Origin of the sequence: Halegenticoccus soli (assembly GCF_002844195.1) — an archaeon.
In the GTDB taxonomy this organism is placed as follows: domain Archaea; phylum Halobacteriota; class Halobacteria; order Halobacteriales; family Haloferacaceae; genus Halegenticoccus; species Halegenticoccus soli.
Window position 1 is genome coordinate 1 of the sequence record NZ_PEND01000001.1, and the last position, 24771, is coordinate 24771.

At 69.1% G+C, this 24771-nt stretch carries 28 protein-coding genes, 2 tRNA genes and 2 rRNA genes; 17 read left to right on the forward strand and 15 right to left on the reverse strand.

Annotated elements, in window-relative coordinates; translation table 11 throughout:
• The 4 genes from CNO20_RS00015 to CNO20_RS00030 all read left to right on the forward strand — a co-directional run.
• A 23S ribosomal RNA gene (locus tag CNO20_RS00015) occupies window positions 1-389 on the forward strand; the annotation flags it as partial.
• 124 nt (window positions 390-513) lie between these two features.
• Window positions 514-635, forward strand: a 5S ribosomal RNA gene (gene rrf, locus CNO20_RS00020).
• Between the two features lie 167 nt (window positions 636-802).
• A tRNA-Cys gene (locus CNO20_RS00025) sits at window positions 803-878 on the forward strand.
• A gap of 169 nt (window positions 879-1047) precedes the next feature.
• Window positions 1048-1929 carry a hypothetical protein gene (locus CNO20_RS00030; RefSeq protein ID WP_101294011.1) on the forward strand — a complete coding sequence of 294 codons (882 nt, stop codon included), beginning with the start codon at window positions 1048-1050 and terminating at the stop codon, window positions 1927-1929.
• A gap of 124 nt (window positions 1930-2053) precedes the next feature.
• Here the strand turns inward: CNO20_RS00030 and CNO20_RS24005 are convergent, their stop codons facing one another.
• From CNO20_RS24005 to gnd, 7 genes are all read right to left on the reverse strand, one after another.
• Window positions 2054-2176, reverse strand: coding sequence for a hypothetical protein (locus CNO20_RS24005; RefSeq protein WP_269844108.1), 123 nt, complete (start codon window positions 2174-2176; stop codon window positions 2054-2056).
• A 6-nt stretch (window positions 2177-2182) separates the two neighbouring features.
• Window positions 2183-2395 carry a DUF7556 family protein gene (locus tag CNO20_RS00035; RefSeq protein WP_101294012.1) on the reverse strand — a complete coding sequence of 71 codons (213 nt, stop codon included), beginning with the start codon at window positions 2393-2395 and terminating at the stop codon, window positions 2183-2185.
• Window positions 2396-2729: 334 nt separating this feature from the next.
• Entirely contained in the window at window positions 2730-3089 is a 360-nt protein-coding gene (locus CNO20_RS00040) for a DUF302 domain-containing protein (RefSeq protein ID WP_158237343.1), read from the reverse strand.
• 239 nt (window positions 3090-3328) lie between these two features.
• A tRNA-Arg gene (locus tag CNO20_RS00045) sits at window positions 3329-3401 on the reverse strand.
• Between the two features lie 70 nt (window positions 3402-3471).
• Window positions 3472-4914 carry an MATE family efflux transporter gene (locus tag CNO20_RS00050; protein ID WP_101294957.1) on the reverse strand — a complete coding sequence of 481 codons (1443 nt, stop codon included), beginning with the start codon at window positions 4912-4914 and terminating at the stop codon, window positions 3472-3474.
• Between the two features lie 240 nt (window positions 4915-5154).
• Entirely contained in the window at window positions 5155-5739 is a 585-nt protein-coding gene (locus tag CNO20_RS00055; protein ID WP_101294014.1) for a 2Fe-2S iron-sulfur cluster-binding protein, read from the reverse strand.
• Window positions 5740-5849: 110 nt separating this feature from the next.
• Complete coding sequence (gnd, locus tag CNO20_RS00060) at window positions 5850-6746, reverse strand: phosphogluconate dehydrogenase (NAD(+)-dependent, decarboxylating) (RefSeq protein ID WP_101294958.1); 897 nt, start codon at window positions 6744-6746, stop codon at window positions 5850-5852.
• A gap of 265 nt (window positions 6747-7011) precedes the next feature.
• On the opposite strand from gnd, the gene CNO20_RS00065 reads away from it, so the two are divergent.
• The 5 genes from CNO20_RS00065 (at window position 7012) to CNO20_RS00085 (ending at window position 10198) form a co-directional block, all read left to right on the forward strand.
• Window positions 7012-7425, forward strand: coding sequence for a CBS domain-containing protein (locus tag CNO20_RS00065; RefSeq protein ID WP_101294015.1), 414 nt, complete (start codon window positions 7012-7014; stop codon window positions 7423-7425).
• A gap of 99 nt (window positions 7426-7524) precedes the next feature.
• A complete protein-coding gene (locus tag CNO20_RS00070; protein ID WP_101294016.1) occupies window positions 7525-8652 on the forward strand; it encodes an aminopeptidase in 1128 nt (375 codons plus the stop codon).
• Between the two features lie 161 nt (window positions 8653-8813).
• Window positions 8814-9212, forward strand: coding sequence for a 30S ribosomal protein S6e (locus CNO20_RS00075; protein ID WP_101294017.1), 399 nt, complete (start codon window positions 8814-8816; stop codon window positions 9210-9212).
• A 42-nt stretch (window positions 9213-9254) separates the two neighbouring features.
• On the forward strand, window positions 9255-9704 hold the full coding sequence (locus tag CNO20_RS00080) for a DUF7112 family protein (protein ID WP_101294018.1): 450 nt from the start codon (window positions 9255-9257) through the stop codon (window positions 9702-9704).
• A 65-nt stretch (window positions 9705-9769) separates the two neighbouring features.
• Window positions 9770-10198, forward strand: a complete 429-nt coding sequence (locus CNO20_RS00085) for a DUF5807 family protein (RefSeq protein WP_101294019.1) — start codon at window positions 9770-9772, stop codon at window positions 10196-10198.
• A 13-nt stretch (window positions 10199-10211) separates the two neighbouring features.
• Here the strand turns inward: CNO20_RS00085 and CNO20_RS00090 are convergent, their stop codons facing one another.
• The 4 genes from CNO20_RS00090 to CNO20_RS00105 all read right to left on the reverse strand — a co-directional run bounded on the left by CNO20_RS00090 (window position 10212) and on the right by CNO20_RS00105 (window position 12842).
• A complete protein-coding gene (locus CNO20_RS00090) occupies window positions 10212-10583 on the reverse strand; it encodes a type II toxin-antitoxin system VapC family toxin (protein ID WP_101294020.1) in 372 nt (123 codons plus the stop codon).
• A complete protein-coding gene (locus CNO20_RS00095; RefSeq protein ID WP_101294021.1) occupies window positions 10584-10820 on the reverse strand; it encodes an antitoxin VapB family protein in 237 nt (78 codons plus the stop codon).
• Between the two features lie 90 nt (window positions 10821-10910).
• Entirely contained in the window at window positions 10911-12245 is a 1335-nt protein-coding gene (locus CNO20_RS00100; protein WP_101294022.1) for a DHH family phosphoesterase, read from the reverse strand.
• Window positions 12246-12395: 150 nt separating this feature from the next.
• Window positions 12396-12842, reverse strand: coding sequence for a universal stress protein (locus CNO20_RS00105; protein WP_101294023.1), 447 nt, complete (start codon window positions 12840-12842; stop codon window positions 12396-12398).
• A 100-nt stretch (window positions 12843-12942) separates the two neighbouring features.
• On the opposite strand from CNO20_RS00105, the gene CNO20_RS00110 reads away from it, so the two are divergent.
• Window positions 12943-13395 (forward strand): universal stress protein, encoded by a 453-nt coding sequence (locus CNO20_RS00110; protein ID WP_101294024.1) that lies wholly within the window; start codon window positions 12943-12945, stop codon window positions 13393-13395.
• Between the two features lie 183 nt (window positions 13396-13578).
• Here CNO20_RS00110 and CNO20_RS00115 read toward each other — a convergent pair whose 3' ends face one another.
• Window positions 13579-14112, reverse strand: coding sequence for a GNAT family N-acetyltransferase (locus tag CNO20_RS00115; RefSeq protein ID WP_101294025.1), 534 nt, complete (start codon window positions 14110-14112; stop codon window positions 13579-13581).
• A 1-nt stretch (window position 14113) separates the two neighbouring features.
• Complete coding sequence (locus CNO20_RS00120) at window positions 14114-14482, reverse strand: universal stress protein (protein ID WP_101294026.1); 369 nt, start codon at window positions 14480-14482, stop codon at window positions 14114-14116.
• Window positions 14483-14625: 143 nt separating this feature from the next.
• Between CNO20_RS00120 and CNO20_RS00125 the strand changes: the two genes are divergently transcribed.
• Window positions 14626-15399, forward strand: a complete 774-nt coding sequence (locus CNO20_RS00125; RefSeq protein WP_101294027.1) for a DUF5806 family protein — start codon at window positions 14626-14628, stop codon at window positions 15397-15399.
• Window positions 15400-15411: 12 nt separating this feature from the next.
• On the opposite strand, the gene CNO20_RS00130 is transcribed toward CNO20_RS00125, so the two are convergent.
• Window positions 15412-15894, reverse strand: coding sequence for a DUF7529 family protein (locus tag CNO20_RS00130; RefSeq protein WP_101294028.1), 483 nt, complete (start codon window positions 15892-15894; stop codon window positions 15412-15414).
• Window positions 15895-16130: 236 nt separating this feature from the next.
• Between CNO20_RS00130 and CNO20_RS00135 the strand changes: the two genes are divergently transcribed.
• The 6 genes from CNO20_RS00135 to CNO20_RS00160 all read left to right on the forward strand — a co-directional run bounded on the left by CNO20_RS00135 (window position 16131) and on the right by CNO20_RS00160 (window position 23237).
• The gene (locus tag CNO20_RS00135; protein WP_101294029.1) at window positions 16131-18644 is read left to right on the forward strand and encodes an ABC transporter ATP-binding protein; all 2514 of its coding nucleotides are present in this window, start codon (window positions 16131-16133) and stop codon (window positions 18642-18644) included.
• Between the two features lie 83 nt (window positions 18645-18727).
• Window positions 18728-20407: an ABC transporter substrate-binding protein gene (locus CNO20_RS00140; protein WP_101294030.1), complete on the forward strand. Its 1680-nt coding sequence runs from the start codon at window positions 18728-18730 to the stop codon at window positions 20405-20407.
• A gap of 22 nt (window positions 20408-20429) precedes the next feature.
• Entirely contained in the window at window positions 20430-21455 is a 1026-nt protein-coding gene (locus CNO20_RS00145) for an ABC transporter permease (RefSeq protein WP_101294031.1), read from the forward strand.
• Window positions 21452-22393, forward strand: a complete 942-nt coding sequence (locus CNO20_RS00150; RefSeq protein ID WP_101294032.1) for an ABC transporter permease — start codon at window positions 21452-21454, stop codon at window positions 22391-22393. The genes CNO20_RS00145 and CNO20_RS00150 overlap by 4 nt, the downstream gene beginning before the upstream one ends.
• Window positions 22394-22397: 4 nt before the next feature.
• Window positions 22398-22742 carry a DUF7268 family protein gene (locus CNO20_RS00155; RefSeq protein ID WP_101294033.1) on the forward strand — a complete coding sequence of 115 codons (345 nt, stop codon included), beginning with the start codon at window positions 22398-22400 and terminating at the stop codon, window positions 22740-22742.
• Between the two features lie 234 nt (window positions 22743-22976).
• Window positions 22977-23237: a hypothetical protein gene (locus CNO20_RS00160; RefSeq protein WP_394337238.1), complete on the forward strand. Its 261-nt coding sequence runs from the start codon at window positions 22977-22979 to the stop codon at window positions 23235-23237.
• Window positions 23238-23264: 27 nt separating this feature from the next.
• On the opposite strand, the gene CNO20_RS00165 is transcribed toward CNO20_RS00160, so the two are convergent.
• Window positions 23265-24605, reverse strand: coding sequence for a dihydroorotase (locus CNO20_RS00165; protein ID WP_101294035.1), 1341 nt, complete (start codon window positions 24603-24605; stop codon window positions 23265-23267).
• Between the last annotated feature and the right edge of the window lie 166 nt (window positions 24606-24771).

Here is a 24771-nt window from a genome sequence, read left to right on the forward strand (position 1 = left end):
GATGTCGGTTCCCTCCATCCTGCCTGTGCAGAAGCAGGCAAGGGTGAGGTTGTTCGCCTATTAAAGGAGGTCGTGAGCTGGGTTTAGACCGTCGTGAGACAGGTCGGCTGCTATCTATTGGGGGTGCAAGGTACCTGACGTGAACGCTCGTATAGTACGAGAGGAACTACGAGTGGTCGCCACTGGTGTACCGGTTGTCCGAGAGGGCACACGCCGGGCAGCCACGCGACACGGGGTAAGAGCTGAACGCATCTAAGCTCGAAACCCACATGGAAAAGAGGTACCGGTGAGGTCACCCGTAGAAGACGGGTTCGATAGACTCGGGGTGTACGCGCCGAGGCAACGAGGCGTTCAGCCCGCGAGCACTAACAGACCGAGCCACCATTCATACGTCATCGACTTCACACCCGTGAAGCGGGTTCAGGCGTTAACTGGATTGCGCGTTCATTACGGTCGAACGGACCGACCGACGCTGGTGTCACGTAACCGCGGTTCGATTCCGCGGGTCGGCGTTAAGGCGGCCAGAGCGGCGGGGTCACACCCGTACCCATCCCGAACACGGAAGTTAAGCCCGTCTGCGTACCGGCAAGTACTGGAGTGCGCGAGCCTCTGGGAACACCGGTTCGCCGCCTCCCACTCATACTTCACTCATCCTCGTGAGCGACGCCCATCGCGCGTCGCTCGGTCCGTCCTCCGAGAGCGGTGGCTGTGTCGCGACGCGATCGCGCGCGTGACGCGTCGACCTCGCGTCGTTGCTCGGAAACGCTAGGCTTAAGCGGCAGACACCAGTAGAGGTATCTGCGCCAAGGTGGCAGAGTCCGGCCGAACGCAGCGGCCTGCAGAGCCGCCCATCGCCGGTTCAAATCCGGCCCTTGGCTCTCATTTCCGAGCAACTCGACGTCTCAGAGCCGTCAGGCTGCGCTTCCGATCGAGGAGAACGCTGCGCAGTGGAGTGAGGTAAACGGGCGAGGAGGGCGAGGCGGACTCACTCCGGCGCTCGGTTTCGGAAAAGTAATCGTTATACGGCGGGTAGCCATTGCCCAACGTATGCAACGACGCGCTGCGGCCATCTACGCCGTGCTCTTCCTCGTCATCGGTGCGGCGTCGTACTCGCTCATCGCGACCGCGCAGGAGCCGGAGATCTCCTTCGAGAACCCGGATTACAGGCTGTCGCAGAACGAGTCGTTCACCGTCGAAGGGCAACAACAGCAGTACACCGTGTCCAGCATCGAGGCGTCCATGGAGAGTAGCGGGGGCGGCCACGGCGGGGGCGGCGGCGAGCTGACCCGCTCGGGCGAGATCACCTGGACGATCCAGTCGGCTGAGTACAACGCGACCTGGGAGAACAACAGCACGGTCACGCTGAACAACCAGACGAACGAGTCGTACCGTGTCCTGATCCCGAACCAGTCGAATCCGAACTCCTTCACCCTCCAGGAGGAGATCAACGAGTCGCAGGTCCTCCAGAACGATCCGAACGCCGACAACGAGACTATCACCCGCGACGGGCAGAAGTACGTCGTCGTCCAGAACGGGAACGACACCACGCTCGTCCCCGCCGACGAGTACTTCCCCGACCCGCAGACCCAGCGGTACAGCGAGGGGGACTCGTTGAACTACCAGGGCAACCAGTCCACGGTCGAGAACGTGACGGCGGAGAGCGTCACCGTCACCTGGACCGGGCCGCGGACGAGCACCGCGGAACTGTCGGAGGGCGGGCGAGTGAACCTCGACGGGCAGGAGTACCTCGTCCACTTCCCGAACAACCAGACGGTCGTCCTGACGCAGGACTTCCAGAGCTACAAGGCGCAGAACCAGGACATCGCTCAGCACCACCAGCTCCTCAACAGCCTCTGGAGCATCATCGCGCTGTGCGGCATCACCGCCGTGCTCCTCCTCGCGATGGCGTACCTCCCTTCGAGGTACTGAGGCCGCGCCTTCTCTCGATTTTTCCGGACGAACTCGGCAGTCGCCGCGCCGTCGCCTTCGCCTGTCGGATCGAGGTACCTAGTTCGAAGTCCGGATCAAACCCCGGCGTCGACCGGACTGCCGCTCAGTAATCGGCCGGCTGCGGCAGTTGCTCCTGGCGGTGAACCGTCACGGTCGCGTTCAGTTCCTCGAGCGCTTTCTGGATCTGGCTGTAGTTCGGCAGCGTCGTCGATATCGCCTCGGTCATCGAAAACTACCTCCACTCGTCGAGCGCGCAACCCGCTTCGATCGCGGTCGCGATCCACGCCCCGTCGCGCGTCTCGCCCGCGAGGACGAGCAGCTCGCCGTCCTCGGTGTCGTCGATCGCCGCCGTGACGCGCGAGTCGGCGGAGCCGTCGATGTCGGAACGTCGGTATCCGTCGGTCACCCGCGGCGGAGACGGGTTCGCAGGGTATTCCCGCTTCATGTGTCGTAACCTGTCCGAAGGACCGCTGGCGGAATAGGGGCTCGGCCCAAACAGTTTGGCCCGCCGCCTCCGTCCCGGCCTCCGAGTTCGCCCTCGAATTGTAGCAGACGCCTTCGTCACGATGTGTGGCACGGCGTACCGCTGGTTACGCTTTCTCGACCGATTCCGCAGATGAAGTCGCCGAGGACGATCACGAGGGGACGAAACGGGACGCTCACTGTTTTGTTCGATAATGGGATTACCTCACACTTCAACGGAGATCCGAGGCCGACGGTGGGGGCGCGTCCCCGAATCAGGATCCGTTTCGTCGCCTCCGAAGCGTCGGCCGGGCGCGCTACAGGTCGGCGAGAACTCGTTCGAAGCGCTCGTGCACCTCGTCGGCGATCGAGTCGAGAGCGGGGTTGTCCGCGACGCCCACGAGTTCGGCCGGATCGACGGCGCTCACGACGACGCCGTCGTCCGACTCGTACACGACGAGGTTACAGGGGAGTAAGGCGCCCAGTTCGATCTCCTCGGTCAACCCCTCGTGCGCTAACTGCGGGTTGCACGCGCCGAGAATTCGGTACCGGCGGAACTCCTCGTCGAGTTTCTCCTTCAGCGTCGCTCGAACGTCGATGTCGCAGAGGACGCCGAACCCCTGGCCCTCGAGCGCGCCGATCGTCGCTTCGACGACCTCGTCGAAATCTTCGTCCACTCGCTTAGTCAGAGTATACCCCATACTACACAATTCTACCCGGTCGCATTTGGTCATTGCGGCCGGGCGGTGTCGATCGGCCGCTCGAAAGCGGACGCGGCGATCGTCGCCGACAGCGAGTACCGCGCAACGGCGGGCACCGCGAACCCGCGAGGGGTTCAACTCACGTATCCGGTCGGCGAGAGGATTGATAACCGCCTCGACGCGGTGTGTTGAATCCGAAGTGAGAAACGAGGGGACGAGCGCGACGGGATTTGAACCCGCGACAACTTGGTCCGGAACCAAGCACTCTGTCCACTGAGCTACGCGCTCTCTCCTTCCCGTACACGACTCCCCCGCTTAACGGTTATGTTCTCCGCCGCCGATCGCCACCGTTGCGCGTTCAATCCTCCGTCCTCGAATCCGCGATCTCTCCGCCGACGCCCGGACGGTCGATCACCGCCTCCTTCCACGTTCCTCGGGTGAACCAGGCCGCGGCGGCGACCGCGCCGATGATCTGCCCGGCGGCCATCCCGATCCAGATGCCCGTCTCCCCGAGGCCGGCGACGAACGCGAGGACGTAGACGATCGGCACCCGTCCGAGCCAGAGCGCCAGGAGCGAGAAGGCCAGCGCGGTCTTCGTGTTGCCCGCGCCGCGGTACGCCCCGAGGACGACCTGCAGCACGCCGATGAAGCCGAACTCGAACGCGCGGATTCGGAGGTACTCCGCGCCGAGCGCCACGGTGTCGGCGGCCGACGCCGTGCCGGTCCCGATGAAGACGCCGACGACGGGCTCCGCGAACAGGTACGCGACGACGGCGACGAGGAGCATCACGCCCGCGCCGACTTTGGCGGCGAGCCGGACGGCTCTGTCCGCCCTGTCGGGCTTCCCGGCGCCGAGGTTCTGCCCGACGATCGTGTTCGTCGCCCGGCCGAGCCCGAGCGCCGGCAGGAACACGAGCGAGGTGAGCCGGTTCCCCAGCCCGTAGGCCGCGACGACCTCCGGGCGGAACGTGACGACCATCGCGGTCAGCGTGATGAAGCCCAGCGCGGTCGCGGACTGCTCGATCGCGCTCGGCACGCCGATCCGGACGATCTCCCGGACGAACGCGAACTGCGGCCGGAAGTCCGAGAGCGCCACGTCCGGCCCGGCGCTCGTTCCGAACAGGATGTAGATCCCGAGTGCGGTCGCGATCCCGCGGGAGAGCACGGTCGCCAGCGCGGCACCCTCGACGCCGAGGCCCGCGAAGCCCGTGATCCCGTACAGCGCTCCTTCCAGCGAGCCGAGCGCGAGGTACTCGAACAGCGGGTTGCCCTCGAACCCGAAGATGAAGATCGGGTCGATCAGGACGTTGATGACGACGCTGACGAACATCACGCGCATCGGCGCGCGGGTATTGCCGTAGCCGCGCATGAGCGCCGAGAAGACGAAGAAGCCGAACAGGAACGGCAGCCCGAGGAAGAACACCCGCATGTAGTCGCCCGCGAGGGGCACGACCTGGCCGGCCGTCGCCGGGGAACTCGGGAGGATCCCGAGCATGGCGTCCGTGAAGAGAAAGCCGAGCAGGCCGACGGCGACGGCGATGGCCGTGATGAACGCGAGCGTCTGGCCGGCGACCGTCCCCGCGGACGCCTCGCTCCTCGCGCCGGTGTACTGCGCGACGAGCGTGCTCCCGGCGACGGTGAACCCCCCGCCCACGGAGATCAGCAGGAAGATGAGCGGGAAGGCGAGGCTGATCGCGGCGACCGCGTCGGTCGAGAGGCGGCCGAGCCAGAGCGTGTCCGCGAGGTTGTACGCGACCTGCAGCAGCTCCGTGGCGATGATCGGCCACGCGAGCGCGAGCATCGGCCGCGCGAGGTCGCCGTCGGTCAGCGAGTCGGGACGGTTCGGGGCGTCGGACACAGAGGCGAACTGACGGAAGGCCGCGGTTTGAACGCGTCGGAACCGGCCCCGGTTGGCCGGTATTCGCGGGAACGAATAGCACGGCGGATCGCACGGTACACCGGGACGGATCGGGAACCGTCGGATCGGTCGGCCGGGCGAAAGAGAACGTCGGGACGGATCGGTGCGGCGCGAACCGCCGGCTTACGGCGCTTCGCCCGTCTCGATGGAGAAGCTGGCGCGCGGGTACGCCACGCAGGTCAGAGTGTAGCCGTCGTCGAGCTCGCCCTCGTCGAGCATCTGCTGGTTGTCGTGGACGACGTAGTCCTCGGCGGGACCGTCGGTGATCCGGCCGGCGCAGGAGACGCACTGTCCCTGTCGGCACGCGTAGGGGAGGTCCCAGCCGTGCTCTTCGCCCTGTTCGAGGATCGTCTGGTTGTTGGCGAGCTCGATCGTCTCGCCCTCCTTGACGAACTCGACTTCGTAGTACTCGATCTCGTCCTCGGGGATGTCGGCGGGACTGCCGCCGGCCGCTTCCTCCTCTGCGCCGCCCTCTTCGAGTTCGCCGCCCTCGCCGCCGGCGACCGCGCCCGCGGCGACCGCCCCCCCGCCGATCGAGCGGTTCATCGGTTCGGGGAAGTCCGTCTCGGCGACGGTCGCGGCCCGCTGTTCGAGGATCTCCTGGGAGATGTCCTGCGTCGGGGTCCACCCCGTCCCCTTCGAGTAGTGCAGGGCGACGGCGAAGAGCGTCAGCGCGGCGCCCAATCCGATTCCCAGTAGGTCTACCATGGCGGTGGCTACGGAATGCTGGTTTACAACAGTTGTGATTCCGTCGATGCGACACCGACTCCGAGGTTCAGCCGTCGTTCCGAGAACGTCACGCTGATCGCCGCTCCGCGCTACTCCTCCCGGGCGACCTCGTGCCGGCCGAAGCCGTACCGGAGCCGGTTGGCGAGCCGTCGGGAGAACCGTCCCGCCGTCCGGCTGCCGAAGCGCTCGGCGAGCGCCTGGTAGATGAGCGGCACCGGAACCTCCTGCGCCAGCGCCTCCCGGACCGTCCAGGTACCCGTCGAGCCGCCGGCCACGTAGTCCGCCACGTCGCCGAGGTCCGCGCCCTCTTCGCGGAACGCCTCCTCGCACAGTTCGAGGAGCCACGACCGGATGACCGCGCCGTTGTTCCAGGTGCGCGCGACCGCTTCGAGGTCGAGGTCGTATCGCCCGTTCGCCAGCAGGTCGAACCCCTCGCCGTACGCCTGCATCAGCGCGTACTCGACGCCGTTGTGGACCATCTTCACGTAGTGGCCAGATCCGGCGGGCCCCATCCGGTCGTGGCCGTCCGGCCCGGTCGCGACGGCGTCGAACACCGGCACCATCTCCTCGTAGGCCCACTCGGGGCCGCCGATCATGAGCGAGAAGCCGAGCTCCGCCCCGGCCGGGCCGCCGCTGGTGCCGCAGTCGAGGTACGCGGCGGCCGTCTCGCCGGCCCGGCGCACCGACTCCTCGAAGTGGGAGTTGCCGCCGTCGACGACGACGTCGTCGCCCGTCAGGTGGGGTTCGAGCGCCTCCATCGTCGCGTCCACGGCGTCGCCCGCCGGCACCATGAGCCAGATCCGCTTTTCGTCGCCCAGTCGCGATGCCAGATCCGAAACCGACTCGGCGGGCTCCGCGCCCGCGTCGGCGGCCGCCGCGACCGCCTCCGCCGAGAGGTCGAACGCCACGACATCGTGGCCCGCCGCGAGGACGCGGTCGACGACGATCTGTCCCATCCGTCCGAGTCCGATGACGCCCAGCTGCATGGGCGACGGTTCTCGGGCGGGATGGTAGGGGTTGTGGTTCGCGCTCGGCAAGCTCCCTCGGTCTCGCTTCGAACCGCTATCGTCTTCCTCCGTCCCGCCGTCGTCTCGTTCCGACTCGCCCATCCCGTTCCGACTCGCCGTCATCTCGCCTCGAAACGTCGCCTCCTCGGAACCACCCGCCGGTCTCTCGCGCCCGTTCGACGCGCGGAACTTGGGTTTGCAGGCGCTGCGTTTAGATGCGTTCCGCGCCTAGATACCGGGCGCTATGCCCCTCAGCGACATCATGCGCACGGACGCCGTGACGGCGTCCCCCGAGACCGCCGTCGGGGACATCGCCGCCGCGATGCGCGAGAGCGACCTCCCGTTCGTCGCGGTCCTCGACGAACAGCGGCCCATCGGCCTCCTCACCCCGGCGGACGTCGGACGCGCCTACGTCGCCGGCGAGGACCTCGACGCGAAAACCGCGGCCGACCTCGTCGAGGAGCCGCTCGCGGTCCCCGCGACCGGCGACCTCTCGATGCTCCTCGCGGAGTTCGAGGCGACGGGCGAGCGCCGGGCCGTCGTCGTCGACGAGGCCGGCTCGTTCGCGGGCGTCGTGACCCTCGAAGACGCGCTCGTCCGGCTCGGTCGGGATCTCGAAACGGCGCTTTCGCTGTTCGACCGCGGCGGCGGGGGGTGAACGCGGACCCGATCCGAGTCGTCCCGGAGTTCTTCGCCCCGCTCCGGGCGCGGGGAGCCATACCGTCGCGGTTTTCCTCGCTCCCGCCGAGACGCAGGTATGGACCCCCGAACCCGCGAGCACGCCGCGGTGCTCGTCGACTGGAGCGCGCGAATCGAACCCGGCGACAACGTGGTCCTCCAGGTCGCGGAGGGCGCGCACGACCTCGCCGTCGCGGTCGCGGAAAAGCTGGGCGAGCGCGGCGCGAACGTCGTGTCCGGCTACGCCTCCGACGAGGTGACTCGGGCCTACCTCCGCGCCCACGACGGCGACTTCGACGAGGATCCGGCGCACGAACTCGCGCTGTACCGGAACGCCGACAGCGTGCTCTTTCTCGGCGGCGGCCGCAACGCCGCCGCGACCGCCGACGTGCCCGGCGAGAAGCGGCAGGCGCTCGCGCGGGCGACGGAAGGCGCCCGCGAGGCCCGCATGGCGACCGACTGGGTGTCGACGGTCCACCCGACCCGGGCGCTCGCCCAGCGTGCCGGCATGGCCTACGAGGAGTACCGGGACTTCGTCTACGAGGCCGTCCTCCGCGACTGGGAGTCGCTCGCCGGGGAGATGGCGAAGCTGAAGGAGATTCTCGACGCGGGCAGCGAGGTCCGGATCGTGAAGGAGGACCCCGACGGCGACGGCGGCTCAGGGCCGTCGCGGCGCACCGACGTGACCATGTCCATCGAGGGGCGGACGGCGGTCAACAGCGCGGCCTCGGTCGCCTACGACTCGCACAACCTCCCCTCGGGCGAGGTGTTCACCGCCCCCTACGCGGCGGAGGGAACCGCGTTCTTCGACGTGCCGATGACGATCTCCGGCAAGCGCGTCCGGGACGTCCGGCTCTCTTTCGAGGGCGGCGAGGTCGTCGACTTCGCCGCCGGGCAGAACGAGGACGTCCTGGCGGACCTCCTCGACACCGACGAGGGCGCACGACGCCTCGGCGAACTCGGCGTCGGCACGAACCGCGGCATCGATCGCTTCACGGACAACGTCCTCTTCGACGAGAAGATGGGCGACACGATCCACCTCGCGGTCGGCCGGGCGTACGACGCCTGCCTCCCGGAGGGCGAGGAGGGCAACCGGTCGGCGGTCCACGTGGATCTGATCACCGACGTGAGCGAGAACTCGCGCGTCGAGGTCGACGGCGAGGTCGTCCAGCGGAACGGGCGGTTCCGGTGGGAGGAGGGGTTCTGAGTAGCGCTCTCGTCGTCTCGGATCGCCGCGACGCACTTCGCCGAGGGTCAGCGGCTCTTTTCCCCGCTCGACGCCCTCTTTGCGACACTCCGTCAGTAACGCCGATACCCGCGACGGACGGTTTCGACGTACTTTTTATCGCCGACCGTTTCGTTCCCCCCATGGCAGATTTCAAAGTCGTCGTCTCCGATCCCGAGACCGGGGCGAGCTACCAGCGCGACGTGGAGGGACAGGACGCGAATCGCTTCCTCGGCCGAGAGATCGGCGACGAGGTCGACGGCAGCGCCGTCGGTCTGAGCGGCTTCACGCTCGAAATCACGGGCGGCTCGGACGCCACCGGCCGACCGATGCGCGCGGACGTCGCCGGACCGAACCTGAAGAAGGTCCTCCTCGAGGGCGGCGTCGGGTACAAGCCGTCTCGCGAGGGCGAGCGCAAGCGCGTCACCGTCCGCGGCCGCGAGATCAGCGACGAGATCGCCCAGCTCAACGTCAAAGTCGTCGAGGGCGACGGCGACGTGGCCGCCGCGCTCGGCGAGGGCGACGAGGAAGCCGACGAATAGGACCGGCCCGCCCGACTACCGTCTTCGTTCCCATTCCATCTCATGCCCGAACGCGTCCCCAGTGATCACCCCTCCGTCGCGACCGTCCGCGGAACGCTCGCGCGCAGCGGCGGCACCCGCCGACCCTGCCTCCGCGTTCCCGCGGACGCCGGGCTGTCGCTCGACCCCGGCGAGATCGTCCGGCTCGCCCTGAGCGGCGAGCAGCACCACGCCCGCGTGAGCGAGGACGCGAACGGCCTCGTGATCCGCGGCGCGTACGACAACCGCCGCCTCGCGCGCGAACCCGGCGGGGCGACCAATCGTCTCGTCGAGTGGGCCGAGGAGACGGGTCGATCGCTCGGCTCCAGCGTCGAGGTCGACGAGATCGTCCCCGGATTCCTCTACGGCGTTCGCGTCCCCGGCAAACGAACCGTGTACACCGTCACGGAGAAGCCGAACGAGTCCCTGGCCTCGATCGCCCGGTCGCTCGACGAGGAGAGCGGCGGGTCGTAGCCGCCTCCGTCGTCGAATCACCACGCGATCAGGCGCTTTTTACCGTTCGATCGCCCACTCTCCCCATGAGCAAGCTACGGGAGTTCCTCGCGGGCGACCGCCCCGACGACGTCGCGCTGTTTCTGACCCACGAGTACCTCGACGAACAGGGCAAGATCGCCAACTACGGCGAGGACGTCGAAAACGGCGTGGTGCTCGTCGTCCCCGGCGACGAGGGGCGGCAGATGTTCGCCGCCGGCACCGGCACGGACGCCATGCGGTTCGCCCAGGGGGCGATGGGAACCGAGGGCGAGATCGACCCGGATCTCGGCGGCGGGGAGTGCCCGGAGGCGGAACCGGGCGAGAACCACTCCGTGAAGTTCGTCTTCGCCTTCGCCGAAGAGCGGAACGAGGAGATCGGCGGTATCTACGCCGAGGGTGACGTGATCCACGCCTACGCGCAGTGCGAGTGCGGGACGGCGTACTCCGATCGGTGGATCGCGGGAGAGCGGTGAACCGGCGCCGGGGTCAGTACGGCGTCACCCTGGCGTTCGTCCGCTGAAACTCCGAGACGTTGCGCGTCACGACCGGCTTGTTCGCCTCGATCGCGGTCGCCGCGATCAGCAGGTCCACCGTTCCGATCTGCTCGCCTCGATCCCGGAGCCGACGCTGTTCGGTCAGGGCGCGGCGAGCCTCGACGTACCCGTACGGGAGCACGTCGACCCGCTCTGTGATCTCCTCGAAGCGCTCGCGCTTCGAATCGGACAGGCCGACGCCGACCTCGGTCACGCTGAGCGCCGATATCGACGCGTCCCGCCAGTCGAACTCGTCGAGTTTGGCGATCGCGCCTCCGTCCTCGGCGGACAGACCGATGAGAAAACACGAATCGAGCAGCACCATCTACGTCCCTCTCCGATCGAACTGTTCGTCGAGATCGTTCCGGAATTCGTCGGACGCCTCCCGGATCGCTTTGATCTCCTCCTCGTCGGCCAGGCCGACGAGTTCTCGGAGCGGATTGTCGCCGGGATTCGCGCCGACGAGCCTGTCGATCACGTCGCTGAAACTCTCCCCCTCGCGCTTTTCGCGCGCCAACCGGCGGTACGTCTCATCTTTGACGCTGATCGTCTTGCTCCCCATCTGTGTGTCTGTGTACTCGATTCTGCGTATATGTACTTTCGTCCGAAAGCGGACCAGTTCGCCGTCCGAGGCGGTCAGCCAACCAGTCGACTACCGGTCCGTCTCGATCCCTTCGGTGTCCTCGTCTCCGTCGCCGTCGTCCTCGTCCGCTTCGATTTCGCCCTCCGCAGTCTCATCCTCGGCCAGCCGCTCGAACGCCGCTAAGATCACGCGCTTCGCCGCCGATCCCTGCGTCGTCCAGTGGTGGGCGTAGTCCAGCATGTCGTCGTAGATGCCGGGCTTGCACCCCGCCGCCTTGGGGTGGCCGCCGCCGTTCACCTGCGCCGCGACCTCGTGGCAGCGCTCGAACCCGTCGGACCCCCGGATCGACGCGCTTCCGGCGGGCTTGACGATCACCGCGGCGTCGGAACCGCGCTCCCGGAGCGCCTCCGCGACCTCGTTCTGCGAGCACCGGCCGTAGGTGACACCCACGGTCCAGGGGCCGACCGCCTTCATCTCGGCGCGCTCGACCGCACGCTCCACGAGTTGCTCCTTCTCGACGCGGCGCGCCGCGACGTACTCCTCGACCGGCTCGGGGAGGTCCGCCCCGTACCGGCCGACGATGGTGACGTACTCCTCCGGATCGGCCCAGTAGGCGTAGTCCGCGAGGTCGTCGCTCCGGGGGTCCTCGCGCAGCCAGAGGTCGTGGTCGCGGGTGACGGCCGCGAGTTCGCGGAACCGGTCGTCGAAGTCGTAGTCGAGCGACCGGAGCGTCACGTCCGTCGAACACTCCTCGTCGGAGTCGCCGACGACGAGGTCGACGCCCGCCCCGCGGACCGCCGCCGCCACCTCGTCGTCCCACTGGTGGTGGTCGAACCAGCGGACCCGCGAGGCGCGCCGGACGAGCGCTTCGAGCGACTCGCCGACGTCCTCGTAGCGGTCCGGGGAGAGGTCGCAGACGTAGGCGTCCGCGCCGGGATCGGCGTACTCCGCGACGCGTTCGAGCGCGTCGGGGAGACTGTGGGGGCCCGCGCCGACGAGGGCGACGGGGGAGTCCGGTTCCGCGGGTTCCTCCCCCCCTTCGTCGTCCGCCTCGCCTCCGCCGCGCTCCCCGTCACTCCCATCTTCCTCGTCCGTTCCGCCGCTCCCGCTCCCGGCGTCCGGTCCCCCGAGCAGTTCGTCGCCCGCGAGGCGCTCCGCGATCGACTCCTCGAAGGACGCCGCGTCGAGCGCGGCGTCGTACGCCTCGCGGATCAGCGCCACGCACCCGAGGCCGTCCGCGTCGGAGTCGGCGATCACCACCACCTCCGCCCCCTCGACCGCCTCCTTCGTCCGCCGCTCGGCGTACTCCTCGTCGAGCGAGTCCGGGTAGAAAAAGCCCGCGCCGGGCAGTACCGACTTCCGCGAGAGCGACAGCCGATCGCCGTCGATGAGTTCGTCTTCCATACCGGCCCGAGGGGATCGGCGGTGAAAACTCCGGCTATCGCCGCCGGGCCGCCGCGGCCTACTCCGGGCCTCCCGCGGCGGCGGACCGAGACGCGGAATACGCGGGCGAGGCGGCGCTCGCGGTCGCCGTCGACGCACCGCGGGGCCGGCCTACGACGCCGACGCCCCTTCGCTCTCCGAAAGCTGCCGCACCGTCAGCACCGGGACCGGACAGGTCCGGACGACGCGCTCCGCGACGCTCCCGATGAGAAAGCGGTTCTCGCCGTGCCGCCCCCGCGTGCCCGTGGCGACCACGTCGGCGTCGACCTCCCGGGCGTAGCTTCCGATCTCCGCCGCGGGCCGGCCCTCGCGGACCGCGGTTGTCACCGACCGGTCCGTCTCCTCGCGCACCCGGTCGAGCGCCTCCTCGCCCTGTTCGCGGAGCGCGTCGCGCAGCTGACCGCGGACCCGCTCCGGCGACGACTCCACCTCTCCCGTGTCGACGACGTACAGCGCGTGGACCTCGGAGTCGAACCGCTCCGCCAGGTCGAGCGCCACTCGGACGGCCCGGCCGACGCTCTTCGAGCCGTCGGTCGCGATGACGATCTGTTCGAACATACGGCGGCGTTCGCCGCGACGCGGCATAAATCTCGGTGACGGTCCCGGGCGCGCCGGAGCCGGAGGGAGCTTTTTGCCGTTTGCCCGCAGAGGGGTCGATATGACAGTTCCGCTCGAACTCGACCTCGTGCTCGTCCCGGTCGACGGGAGCGAGGAGTCCGAGACGGCCGTCGAGTACGCCGTCGCCCTCGCCGCCGAGTACGGCGCAGAGGTCCACGCGGTGTACGTGCTCGGCGAGGAGATCGTCCGCGCGATCGAAACCGGCGTCGTCGACGAGGAGGAGGTCGCCGCGGAGGGCGAGTCGTTCATCGAAACCGCCGAAGGGATCGCCGGCGACCGGGGCGTGCGGCTCACTACCTCCACGGCGTACGGCTTCTCGACGAAGGTCAAGGCCCGCCACCCGGGGAGCGTCGTGCTCGACACGGCCGAGGAGCTGGACGCCGACTTCGTCGTCGTGCCGCGCGAGGCGGTGACGGACGACACCGGCGACGTGCTCGAACGCGCGGCGGAGTACGTGCTCCTCTACGCGAGCCAGCCGGTGCTGTCTGTGTGACGAGCGCGTCGCCCGCGGACGCGTCGCGCCGTTTCGACCCCGGGACGGAGGGCCGATCCCGTCTCCTCGAACACCGCGCGCCGGGCTATCCAAATTCGTTACGCACACCACAAACGATATGTCTTGCCCCTCCGAGGTTCGGACCGGGTGCGGTTCTCCGCGCCCGTCCCGTGCCTTCGGTCGTCACCTGAGCCGGATCGTCATCTCCAGTTCGAAGCTCTCGGCGTCGCTGGTCTCGAACCCGATCTTCTTGTACAGCCCGACCGCCGCGCGGTTCCAGCGTTCGACCGTGAGCCAGACCTTCTCGACGCCGTGGGACGCGCCGTAGCCGAGCAGCGCCCGCATGAGCTGGGTTCCGATCCCCGCCTCCTGGTACCGCTGGAGGACGAAGATGGCGAGTTCGTACGCGCCCTCGTCGGGGACGAGCGTCGCGTGCCCGGCCACCTCGTCGCCGTGCCAAGCGACGACGTTCAGGCAGTCGTCGTCGAGAATCGTGTCGAGCCAGTCGCGGATGCGTCGCTCCTGTCCGGGCGGGATGCCCTGCGCGCGGTCCGCGGGATCGAACTGCAGGTACATCTCCACCAGCGCTTCGCGGTCGTCGCCCGCCGGATCCAGCGGGACGATCTCGATCTCGCGGCCGTCGCGGTCCTCGAACGACAGCGGCGGCTCCGGGAACGGTCCCGAGGGCTCGTCGGGATAGATTCGGTCGCGGCTCATGTCACCGTACCAGCTTCACCGTCACGTGCGAGTTGAGCAGCACGAACTCGGCGATGCTCCCGATCTTGATCTTCCCCATCGGGCTGGTCTCGCCGCCGCCGAGGGTGATCTGGTCGAACCCCTCTTCCTCCGCGATGTCGACCAGCCGGCTTCCGGGATCCCCCGCGACGTGTCGGACCTCGGCGTCCAGGTCGGCGTCGGTCAGCACCCCCCGGACGCGGTCTTCGATCTCATCCGGCGTCGCGTCCGCGTTCGGGTTCTCCACGATGGCGACAGTGAGGTCGTCGTCCGCCGCCCTCGCGCGCTCGACGGTCTGTTCGAGCGCGCGGACGGAGTCCTCGCTTCCCCCGATCCCCAGCAGTACCTTCATGGGCGGCCAGTCGGAGTCGCGGGAAAAAATAGTTTCCCGTGGAACGGTCCGCGGCCGCGACTGTCGACGGCGACGCGGCGGCGCTGAGCCCCCGATCGGGCCGCGCGCGACAGCCTTTTGGGTCCGACATGAAAAGGGACAATATGGCAGACGACCCCGCGACGACGCCGGACTCGGCGCGCGAGGAGGCGGCTGACGCGACAGACCGAAAGGCGGTCAGTGAGGACGAGGCGGCATCGGACGCCGCCGAGGTCAGTGAGGACGAGGCGGTAGGAAACACCGCCGAGGTCAGTGAGGACGAGACGGCGCACCGCGTCGAGGGCGGCGACGACGTCGAGTCGGACGCGGCCGACGGGGCCGAGGAGGCGTCGCCGGGGGACTCGCCCCGCCAATCGGTCCCCGACGACGTTCGAAAGTACGAGCGGTTCAAGAAGATGGACGGGGCGCAGTACGACCGCGTCAACGGCTTCCTCCGCGACCGGACGTACATCACGGCGCGCGAGTGGGCCATCGCCCGGCTCTGCGCCGACTTCCGGACGGAGACGGGCGTGGAGATGACGAAGATCGGCGAGAACCTCCCCCGCCTCGTCCCCTTCATGACGGACACGTACACGCCGCAGGCGGTGAACCAGGCGCGCTCCTCGTTCGAAGGGAAGGTGAAGAAGGCGGGGGCGACGTTCCTCTACGGCGCGATGTGCGGCTTCTTCACGGCGGAGGAACTCGACGAGATGATGTACGAGGTGACCGAGATCGCGAAGTTCCTGCTCGAAGTCGAGGGGGTCGACCTCTCCGTGGACGAGGAGCTGGCCGCCGAGGAGCGCATCTCCAGCGTGATGCGCGAGGTCCGACAGTCCAGCGCGGCGCTCAGGAGCGAGGAGGTCGAGTGCCCCAACTGCGGGCACACCCACGAGGTCTGACGCCCCCGCCGATCAGTCCGGGAACAGGCGCGCGGGCTCCTCCTGCGTGAACACGACCCGGCGGTCGTCCGAGAGCGGCCGCACGACCGTCCGCATCCGTCCCTCCTCCCGCGCGCGGTCGAGCATCGGCCGCGCGTCGTGGACGGCGTAGTACAGCGGAACGAGCACCGCGCGCTTCGACGCCGCCGCCTTCATCACGAGCAGGAGGAAGACGACGCCCCCCTCCCGCGCCCGGTACACCTCGTACTCGTCGAACGACGTCTCCCCGACGAACGACGCGACGGCGTCGAACTCGTCGCCCGGAACCAGCACGTCCAGGCCGAACTCGCCGTCCCCGCCGTCGGTCGCGGTCGGCGGCGGGAGGGGCGTCACGTCGCCCGGGTGGAGTTCGAGCGCCTCCCACCCCTCCTCTCTGAGCGCCGCGGCCGTCGCCGCCGCGTCCTCCACGACGCCCTCCCAGATCTCCAGCGCGCCGGACAGTGGGTGACCGTCCATACCCTCTCTTGGTCGCCACCCACGTGAAAAACGTTCCCTTCGGGACCCGAACGCCGCGTCCCGTCGGCCGGACAACTTCTCCGACGGCCGAACCCGTTCCGACGGTCGAACCGTTCCTCCGCCGCGCGAGCGTTTTCTCCGGACCCGGCGTTGGTTTTAAACCAAACAGATGGGGCAGTCATTGCACCGACCGAATGTGAAAAGATATATCGGGGGATGGCCGCGATGTCGGGGCAATGTCTGACTTGCTCTCCATCTCCGGACTGCGGACGCAGTTCGCCACCGAACGGGGGCGCGTGAAGGCGGTCGACGGCGTCGACCTCGCGATCCGCGAGGGCGAGACGGTCGGGCTCGTCGGCGAGTCCGGCTCGGGCAAGAGCGTCACCGCCCTCTCGACGATGGGGCTCGTCGACGATCCGGGCGAGGTCGTCGGCGGCGAGGTGACGCTCCGAGCGCCCGGCCTCGCGGCCGAGTTCCGCGACCGCTACGGCGACCCCGCGTTCGTCGACGGCGACCGGATCGACCTCACCGCGGCGCCGGAGGAGGCGCTCAGGTCGATCCGCGGCGGCGAGATGAGCATGATCTTCCAGGACCCGATGACCTCGCTGAACCCCGCGCTCACCGTCGGCGAGCAGGTCGCGGAGAGCCTCCGCCTCCACCAGTACGGCGGCCGGCGGAGGGACGGCTGGCTCAACGGCGTCCGCGAACTCCTCCCGAAACTCGGGCGCGGAGTCGACGAGGAGGTGCTCGACCGGACCGTCGAGGTGCTCTCGGAGGTCGGCATCCCCGAGCCCGCCTCGCGCGTCGAGGAGTACCCCCACGAGTTCTCCGGCGGGATGCGCCAGCGCGTGCTCATCGCCATCGCGCTCGCCTGCCGCCCGCGGCTGCTCATCGCCGACGAGCCGACGACCGCGCTCGACGTGACGATCCAGGCGCAGATCCTCGATCTGATAAACGAACTGCAGGACGAACTCGGCATGTCGGTGCTCTTCATCACGCACGACCTCGGCGTGGTCGCGGAGACGTGCGACCGCGTCGCCGTCATGTACGCCGGCGAGATCGTCGAGGAGGGGGCGGTCGAGGAGATCTTTTCGAACCCCTCGCACCCCTACACCTACACCCTGCTCGAATCAATCCCGACCGAGGACAGAGAGCGGCTCACGCCGATCGAGGGGAACGTCCCGGACCTCGTCGACATGCCCCCCGGGTGCCACTTCGCCCCGCGCTGCCCCTGGGCGAAGCCGGAGTGCCGCGAGGGCGAGATCCCGTTCCGGCAGCACGGCCCGGCGAGCGCGAACCACCGGGCCAAGTGCGTCCTCGACTCGTTCGACGCGAGCGAGTACGGCGACGACGGGGCCCTCGGGATCGGCGAGCACGAGATCGGCGGGCCGCTCCTGGAGGCGTCAGGCCTGAAGAAGCACTTCTCGCGGGCCGACGGCCTGCTCGACGAGTGGCTCGGCTTCGACGACGAGAGCGTGAAGGCGGTCGACGGTGTCGACCTGACGGTGTACGAGGGCGAGACGCTCGGCCTGGTCGGCGAATCCGGCTGCGGCAAGTCTACGACCGGCCGGACGCTGCTCCGCCTGCTCGATCCGACCGCCGGCCGCGTGGTGTTCGCCGGCGAGGACCTGGCCGACCTCTCGGGGGCGGCGCTGCGCGAGAAGCGCCGCGACCTGCAGATGATCTTCCAGGATCCGATGTCGAGCCTCGATCCGCGGATGACCGTCGAGGCGATCCTGGTCGAGCCGCTGAAGATCCACGATCTGCCGGCGGAGGGGCCGCCGGCGGGCACCTCCCGGCGCGAACAGCGCCGCGAGCGCGTCACCGAACTCCTCGAGGCCGTCGGCCTCGACCCGAACCAGCGGGATCGGTACCCCCACGAGCTGTCGGGCGGGCAGCGCCAGCGCGTCGGCATCGCCCGGGCGCTGGCGGTCGACCCCGACCTCATCGTCTGCGACGAGCCGGTGTCGGCGCTCGACGTGTCCGTCCAGGCGCAGATCCTGAACCTGCTGGAGGACCTCCAGGAGGAGTTCGGCCTCACCTACCTGTTCATCGCCCACGACCTCTCCGTCGTCAGACACATCTGCGACCGCGTCGCCGTCATGTACCTCGGCGAGATCGTCGAGGTCGCGGACACCGAGGAGCTGTTCGACGCGCCGAAGCATCCCTACACGCGGGCGCTCCTGTCGGCCATCCCCGAACCGGATCCGACCGCCGATCGGGACCGGGTCATCCTCCGGGGTGACGTCCCCTCGCCGATCGACCCGCCGTCGGGCTGCCGGTTCCGGACGCGCTGTCCGCGGGTGATCCCGCCGGCCGACGTCGACGTCGATCAGCCCACCTACCGCGAGATCATGACGCTCCGCGAGCGCGTCGAGGAGCGCGCCATCGACGTCGAGGCGGTCCGGGAGACGCTCCCGGCCGACGCCGATCGGGCGGAGCCCGCAACCGCGACCGACGGCGGGACCGCCTCGACCTCCTCGACGGACCGCGACCGCCGCTCGGCGATCCGTCGCGACGACAGCGCGCCCGTGGTCGCGGCGCTCCGCGAGCGCTTCTTCGAGACGCCGCCGACCGGGGAGAACCGCGCCGTCGTCGACGACGCGCTCGCGTCCGTCGCGGCCGGCGAGTGGGACGCCGCCGCCGAGACGCTGCGGGGGCGCTTCGAGAGCGTCTGCGAGCGGGCTCGCCCCGAACTCGGGGACGACGCCCACCCGGCGGCGTGCCACCTCGTCGACGGGGACGACTGATCGGTCGTCGCTCGCGTTCGAATCGGTTATCGGTCACGTTCGAACATCGATATCTTTACGGGGACTTTCGATTATGGCAAAGTATGCCACGCGAGTATACTGTTGGCAGGCGGAGTCTGTTGAAGGCGGTCGGCGGCGCGGCGGCGGCGTCGACGCTCGCCGGCTGCGCCGCGGAGCCGGAGGACGACGGCTCCGGCGGCGGCGACGGCGGAGGCGGGAACGGGAACAACGTCCTGACCTACGCCCGCGGTAACGATTCGGGCACTCTCGACCCGCAGAACACGACGAGCGGCGAGGACGTGAAGGTCACGAACCAGATCTACGACCAGCTCGTCATGTTCAAGCCCGGCGAGACCTCCCTCCGGGCGGGACTGGCGATCGACTACAACCTCGAAGGGACGACGACCACGCTGAAGCTCCGCGAGGGCGTGACGTTCCACGACGGCGAGGAGTTCACGGCGGACGACGTGATCGCCACGTACCGGCGCTTCGTCGACCCCGAGTACGAGCACTACCCCGGCGACGACTACGTCTCCGCGTACGGTCCGTTCACGCTCGGTAACTGGGTGGAGGACGTGACGAAGGACGGCGACTACGCCGTGACCGTGCAGCTGAAACAGAAGTACGCGCCCTTCCTCCGGAACCTGGCGATGTTCGCCGCCAGCATCCTCTCGAAGAAGGCCATCGAGGAGAAGGGGACGAAGCTCAAGAGCGAGCCGGTGGGTACCGGCGCGTTCTCGTTCGAGGGCTGGGATCAGTCGAACCAGCGCATCCGGCTGTCCGCCAACGGGGACTACTGGGGCGACGCGCCGAAGGTCGACGAGGTCGTCTTCACCGCCGTCGGGGACAACACGAGCCGCGCGCAGACGCTCGACAGCGGCGGCGCGGACGTCATCGACGGCATCGGCGCGCAGGCCGCGAAGGTGGTCGAGAACTCCTCGGAGGCGAAGCTCGTCGAGGCGAAGGGGATCAACGTCGGGTACATGGCGTTCAACATGGCGAAGGTCGAAGCCTTCCGGGACAAGCGCGTCCGGCAGGCCATCAGCCACGCCGTCGACACGAAGGCGATCGTCGAGACGGTGTTCAAGGGCATCGCCGAGCGGGCGAGCCAGCCCATCCCGAGCAACGTGATGGGGTACAACGAGAACCTCGACCCGTACCCGCGGGACGTCGAGAAGGCGAAACAGCTCCTCTCGGAGGCGGGCTACGAAGACGGGTTCAGCTTCGAGCTGGCGACGTTCAAGAACCCCCGCGCGTACAACCCCTCGCCGCTTCAGGCGGCGCAGACCGTCAAATCGAACCTCGACGAGATCGGCATCGACGTCAGCATCAACCAGCAGTCGTTCAACCCGTTCCTCGACTACACCGACTCCGGCAAGCACGACGCCTGCTTCCTCGGCTGGATGACCGACAACGGCGACCCGGACAACTTCTACTACTCGCTCCTGCACCCCGGCGTCTCGGTCGAGGACGTCCCCGAGGGGCAGGACTGGGTCGGCTTCGATACCGAGGGGTTCAACACGCTCGACGTCGCCGCCTGGGCGAACACCGAGTTCATGAAGACCGTCGAGGAGGCGCAGACCACCTACGAGACCGGCGCGCGCGAACAGAAGTACAGGCGGGCCGCCGAGATCGCACACGAGGAAGCGCCCTGGGTGTTCATCGACCACGCCAAGGAGCTCCGCGGCGTCGGGAACCGGGTCAGCGGCTTCACGCTCGCGCCCATCGGCGGGCCGTTCCTGAACCGCGTCGAACTGCGGTAACCTCCCCCACGCCGTTCAGCACATGGTTTCGAAACGCTTCGTCCTCAAGCGGCTGCTGCTCCTGGTCCCGGTGCTGTTCGGGGTGGCGACGTTCGTGTTCGCCATCCTGCACCTGAGTCCCGGCGACCCCGCTCGCGTCATCGCGGGCCAGCGAGCGACCGCCGAGCAGGTCGCGCTGGTCCGCGCGGAGCTCGGCCTGAACGACCCGATCTGGGTCCAGTACGCCCGGTTCCTCGGCGACCTCGTCACCCTGAACCTCGGCGACTCGTACATCGTCCGGAAGGGGACGCCCGTGCTGCGGGTGCTGCGCGCGCGGCTGCCCGTCACGCTCGAACTCGCCATCTACGGCCAGTTCATCGGCATCCTGCTCGGCATCCCCCTCGGCCTCGTGAGCGCGGTCAAGCAGGACTCGCTCACCGACCACCTCACGCGCGTCGGCGCGCTGGCCGGCATCAGCGTGCCCATCTTCTGGAGCGGACCGCTCCTCATCCTGCTGTTCGCACAGTCGCTCGACCTCCTGCCCGCGACCGGGCGCATCGCCTCGGCCTACGACGTGCCGGTCGTGACGGGCCTCATCACCGTCGACACGCTCGTTCTGGGCGTCTCCGCGGGCGACTTCGCGCCGTTCCGCTCGGCCGTCTCGCACATGCTCCTGCCGGCGGCCGTCATCGGGGTCTACTCCATGGCGCTCATCTCCCGGATGATGCGCTCGTCGATGCTGGAGGTCGTCAGGCAGGACTACATGCGGACCGCCCGCGCCAAGGGCCAGGGAGCGAAGATCACCGTGATGAAACACGGCTTCCGGAACGCGATGATCCCGGTGGTCACGGTCATCGGCATCCAGTTCGGGACGCTGCTCGGCGGGGCCGTCCTCACCGAGACGGTGTTCGGCATCGGCGGCATCGGAACGCTCCTCGTTCGGGCCATCGAGGTCGGCGACTACCCGCTCGTGCAGGGGACCGTCCTCGTGTTCGCGCTCCTGTTCACCGTCGTGAACCTGGGCGTCGACGTCACCTACTCGTACCTCGACCCGAGGATCGACCAATGAGCACGGAAACGAAAACCACGGAACGGCGCGCGGGACGCGGCCTCCTGGCCCGCCTTCGGGCGTCGCCGTTCCTCTCCGACTTCCTGTCGAATCGGCTCGCGCTCGCCGGCCTGCTGCTCATCGCCGGCGTGGTCGCCGTCGCGCTGTACGCCCGCGTCGGGGCGGCGCTCGGGTTCGCCCCGAGCGTCGAAGCGCTCCGCGCGACGCGGATCGGGACGAACCCGAGCCTCGCGGCGCCCAGCGCCGCGCACCCGTTCGGCACCGACATCCAGGCGCGCGACATCTTCGCGCGGAGCCTCTACGGGGCGTGGCTGGCGATGAAGTACGGGACGATCACCGTCGGCGTCTCGACGGCCCTCGGGGTCGGACTCGGCGTCGTCGCCGCCTACTACGGCGACGTGACGGACAACGTGATCATGCGCTCGATGGACGTGCTGCTCGCGTTCCCGTCGCTGCTCCTCGCGCTGGCGCTCGTCGCCATCTTCCCCGACGACCTGGGGCTGTGGCGCGCGGTGGCGGCGCTGACGCTCGTCTACACGCCGCGGTTCGCCCGCGTCGTCCGCGGGGCGGCGCTGAAGGTGATGGAGGACGAGTACATCGACGCGACGGTCGCCCTCGGCGCGCGGGACCCGCGGGTGCTCGTCAGACACGTCCTGCCGAACTGCCTCGCGCCGATCACCGTCCAGAGCACCTTGAACTTCGGCCTCGCGATCATCGACCTCGCGGCGCTGTCGTTCCTCGGCTTCGGCGCGGGCCCCGGCACGCCATCCTGGGGGCTGATGCTCTCGAACGGCGTCAGCCAGGGGCTCCTCACCGGCGAGTGGTGGTGGTCGTTCTTCCCCGGCCTGCTGCTCGCGATCACGGTGCTGGGTTTCAACCTCCTCGGCGACGGGATGCGCGACGCGCTCGACCCGCGGATGCGACAGGCGGTCGACTGACCGGATGCTCCCGCCCCGCGCCCGACTCGTCGCGTCCGGGTTCGCCGCGGGAGTCGCGGCCGGCGTCGTCGGCTTCGGCGCGGCTGCGGTCGCCCTCGGATCGGTTCGGGCGGCCAGCGACGCCGTCTTCGCCCTCGGCGCGCTCGCGCTCGGGTTCGGCGTCGTCGGGTGGTCCGGATCGATCCTCGCCGGCAACGGCGTCGAGGCGATGCAGGCGTCGCTCGGAGTCGCCTCGGGGTGGACGGAGCGGAAGTCCCGCCGGGCGATGGCGCGCGTCGCGTCGTTCGGGGCCGGGGTCATGGCCGGCGCCGTCGTCGGGACGGTCGCCGCGTGGACGATCGCCGCGTGACCACGGCCGGTCCGCCTATCCGAGTCGGCGTCGCGCCGCGACCGCTCCCCCGGCCGGACTGACGGGCGCTCTCCCCGTTCCGTTCGAAACCGATCGAACCGCGGCACACTCCTCGAAACGTGAAATACGCGGTTTATTACGATTTAGACGGCCAGAATAATAATGTGGCTTCCGGGGCTAGAACGCAGTTGCATGGCACTGCTCGAACAGATGCAAGGCGGATCCGGGAGCAGCATGAGTGAGCAAAAGCAGATGGCGAAGGCCGAGGAGTCGGGCGCGGACCTCGCGCTCCTGGCCGCGGGCGCTTCGGTGCTGCTCTCGTGGTACCAGTTCTTCGTCCGGGGGAACCGAACGCGCGGGCTCTTCATCGGCCTCTGGCCGCCGACGATCCTCGCGTTCTCGAGTTACCTCCGGCAGAAGGCGATGTCGGACAAGGTCGAGAGCTTCATGCCCAGCTCGTCGGCCTCGAACACGATCAGCCGAATCCTGGGCTAAGCGCGCCCGACCCCGACTTTTTCCGATTCACGCCGTCCGAACGTTCCCGCCGACCGCCGGTCCGAACCGCTCTTCGTCCCCGTCGCGCTCGTAGACGATCGTTCCCCGCACCGCCGTCAGCCGCGGGAACACGCCCGATCGTCCCTCGAACGGCGTCCAGTCGCACTTCGAGTGGAGCTCGGATCCGCGGATCTCGCGGGTCGCGTTCGGGTCGACCAGCACGAGATCGGCGTCCCTCCCCGCAGCGATTTCGCCCTTCCGCGGCAGGTCGAAGATCCGCGCGGGGTTGCGGGCGGTGAGGTCGCGGACGCGCTCGTACGACAGCCGACCGCGGCGGGCCGCTTCGAGCAGCAGCGGGAGCATCGTCTCGACGCCCGGGACGCCGCTCGGCGCGTCCCGGACGCTCGCGTCCTTCTCGTCGAGCGTGTGCGGCGCGTGGTCCGTGGCGATCACGTCGACGGCCCCGTCGGCGACGCGCTCGTACACCGCCGCGCGGCGGGCCTCGCTCCGAAGCGGCGGGTTCATCCGCCCGAGCGTTCCGAGCTCGTCGAGGTCGTCGCGCGAGAGGAACAGGTGGTGCGGCGTCACCTCGCAGGTCGCGCCCGCCTCCGCTGCGGCGTCGATCCCCTCGGGGGTGCTCGTGTGGGCGACGTGGATCGCCGCGCCGGACTCGCCCCCCAGCGCCACCGCGCGCTCGACGGCCGCCGCCTCGGCTTCGGCGGTCCGGTAGGCGCTCCAGGCGTCGGCGTCGTCGGATCCCCCGGCGTCCGTTCGCGTCCCCGCGTCGCCCGCGGCGTCCGCGCTCGGCAGCGCGCTCTCGTCGAACAGGTCGGCGTCCTCCGCGTGGACGGTGACGGTCGCGCCGGCCTCGGCGGCGCGGGCGAGCGCGTCGCGGAACAGCGGCTCCTCGATGCCCATGTCGCCGGTCGAGTCGGCGAGGAACACCTCCCCGAGCGCGAACAGCGGGCGCGAGAGGAGCGAGTCGGGGTCCCACTCCTCGGTGACGCCGCCGTTGATGCCGAAGTCGACGATCGACCGGTCGGCCGCGAGCGCCGCCTTCTCGTCGTACGCCCCGCCCGTCACGGTCGGCGGGTTCGTGTTCGGCTGGTCGACCACGGTCGTCACGCCCCCGGCCGCCGCGCTCTTCGAGCCGGTCTCCCACGTCTCCTTGTGCGCGTAGCCGGGCTGGCGGAAGTGGACGTGGACGTCGATCGCGCCCGGCAGGAGCAGCAGGCCGTCGGCGTCGATCTCGTCCTCGGCCGACTCGGGTTCGAGTCCGTTCGCGGGCTCGACCGCGGCGATCGTCTCGCCCTCGATCCGCACGTCGCGGCGTCGCCCGTCGGCGAGTTCGGCGTTCCTGATGAGCATCTGTTGGTGTGTGGAGGCGGCAGGGCGTGGTAAGTGTCGTGGTCGCGGGCGGCGGTGTCACGCGACGAACGTTTCCGCCTCGACGCCGCCCGACTCCGATTCGACGGTACTCGATCCCGCTACGACGCTCCTCGGTACCGCGTCTCACGAGCGCTTTTGCCACGCC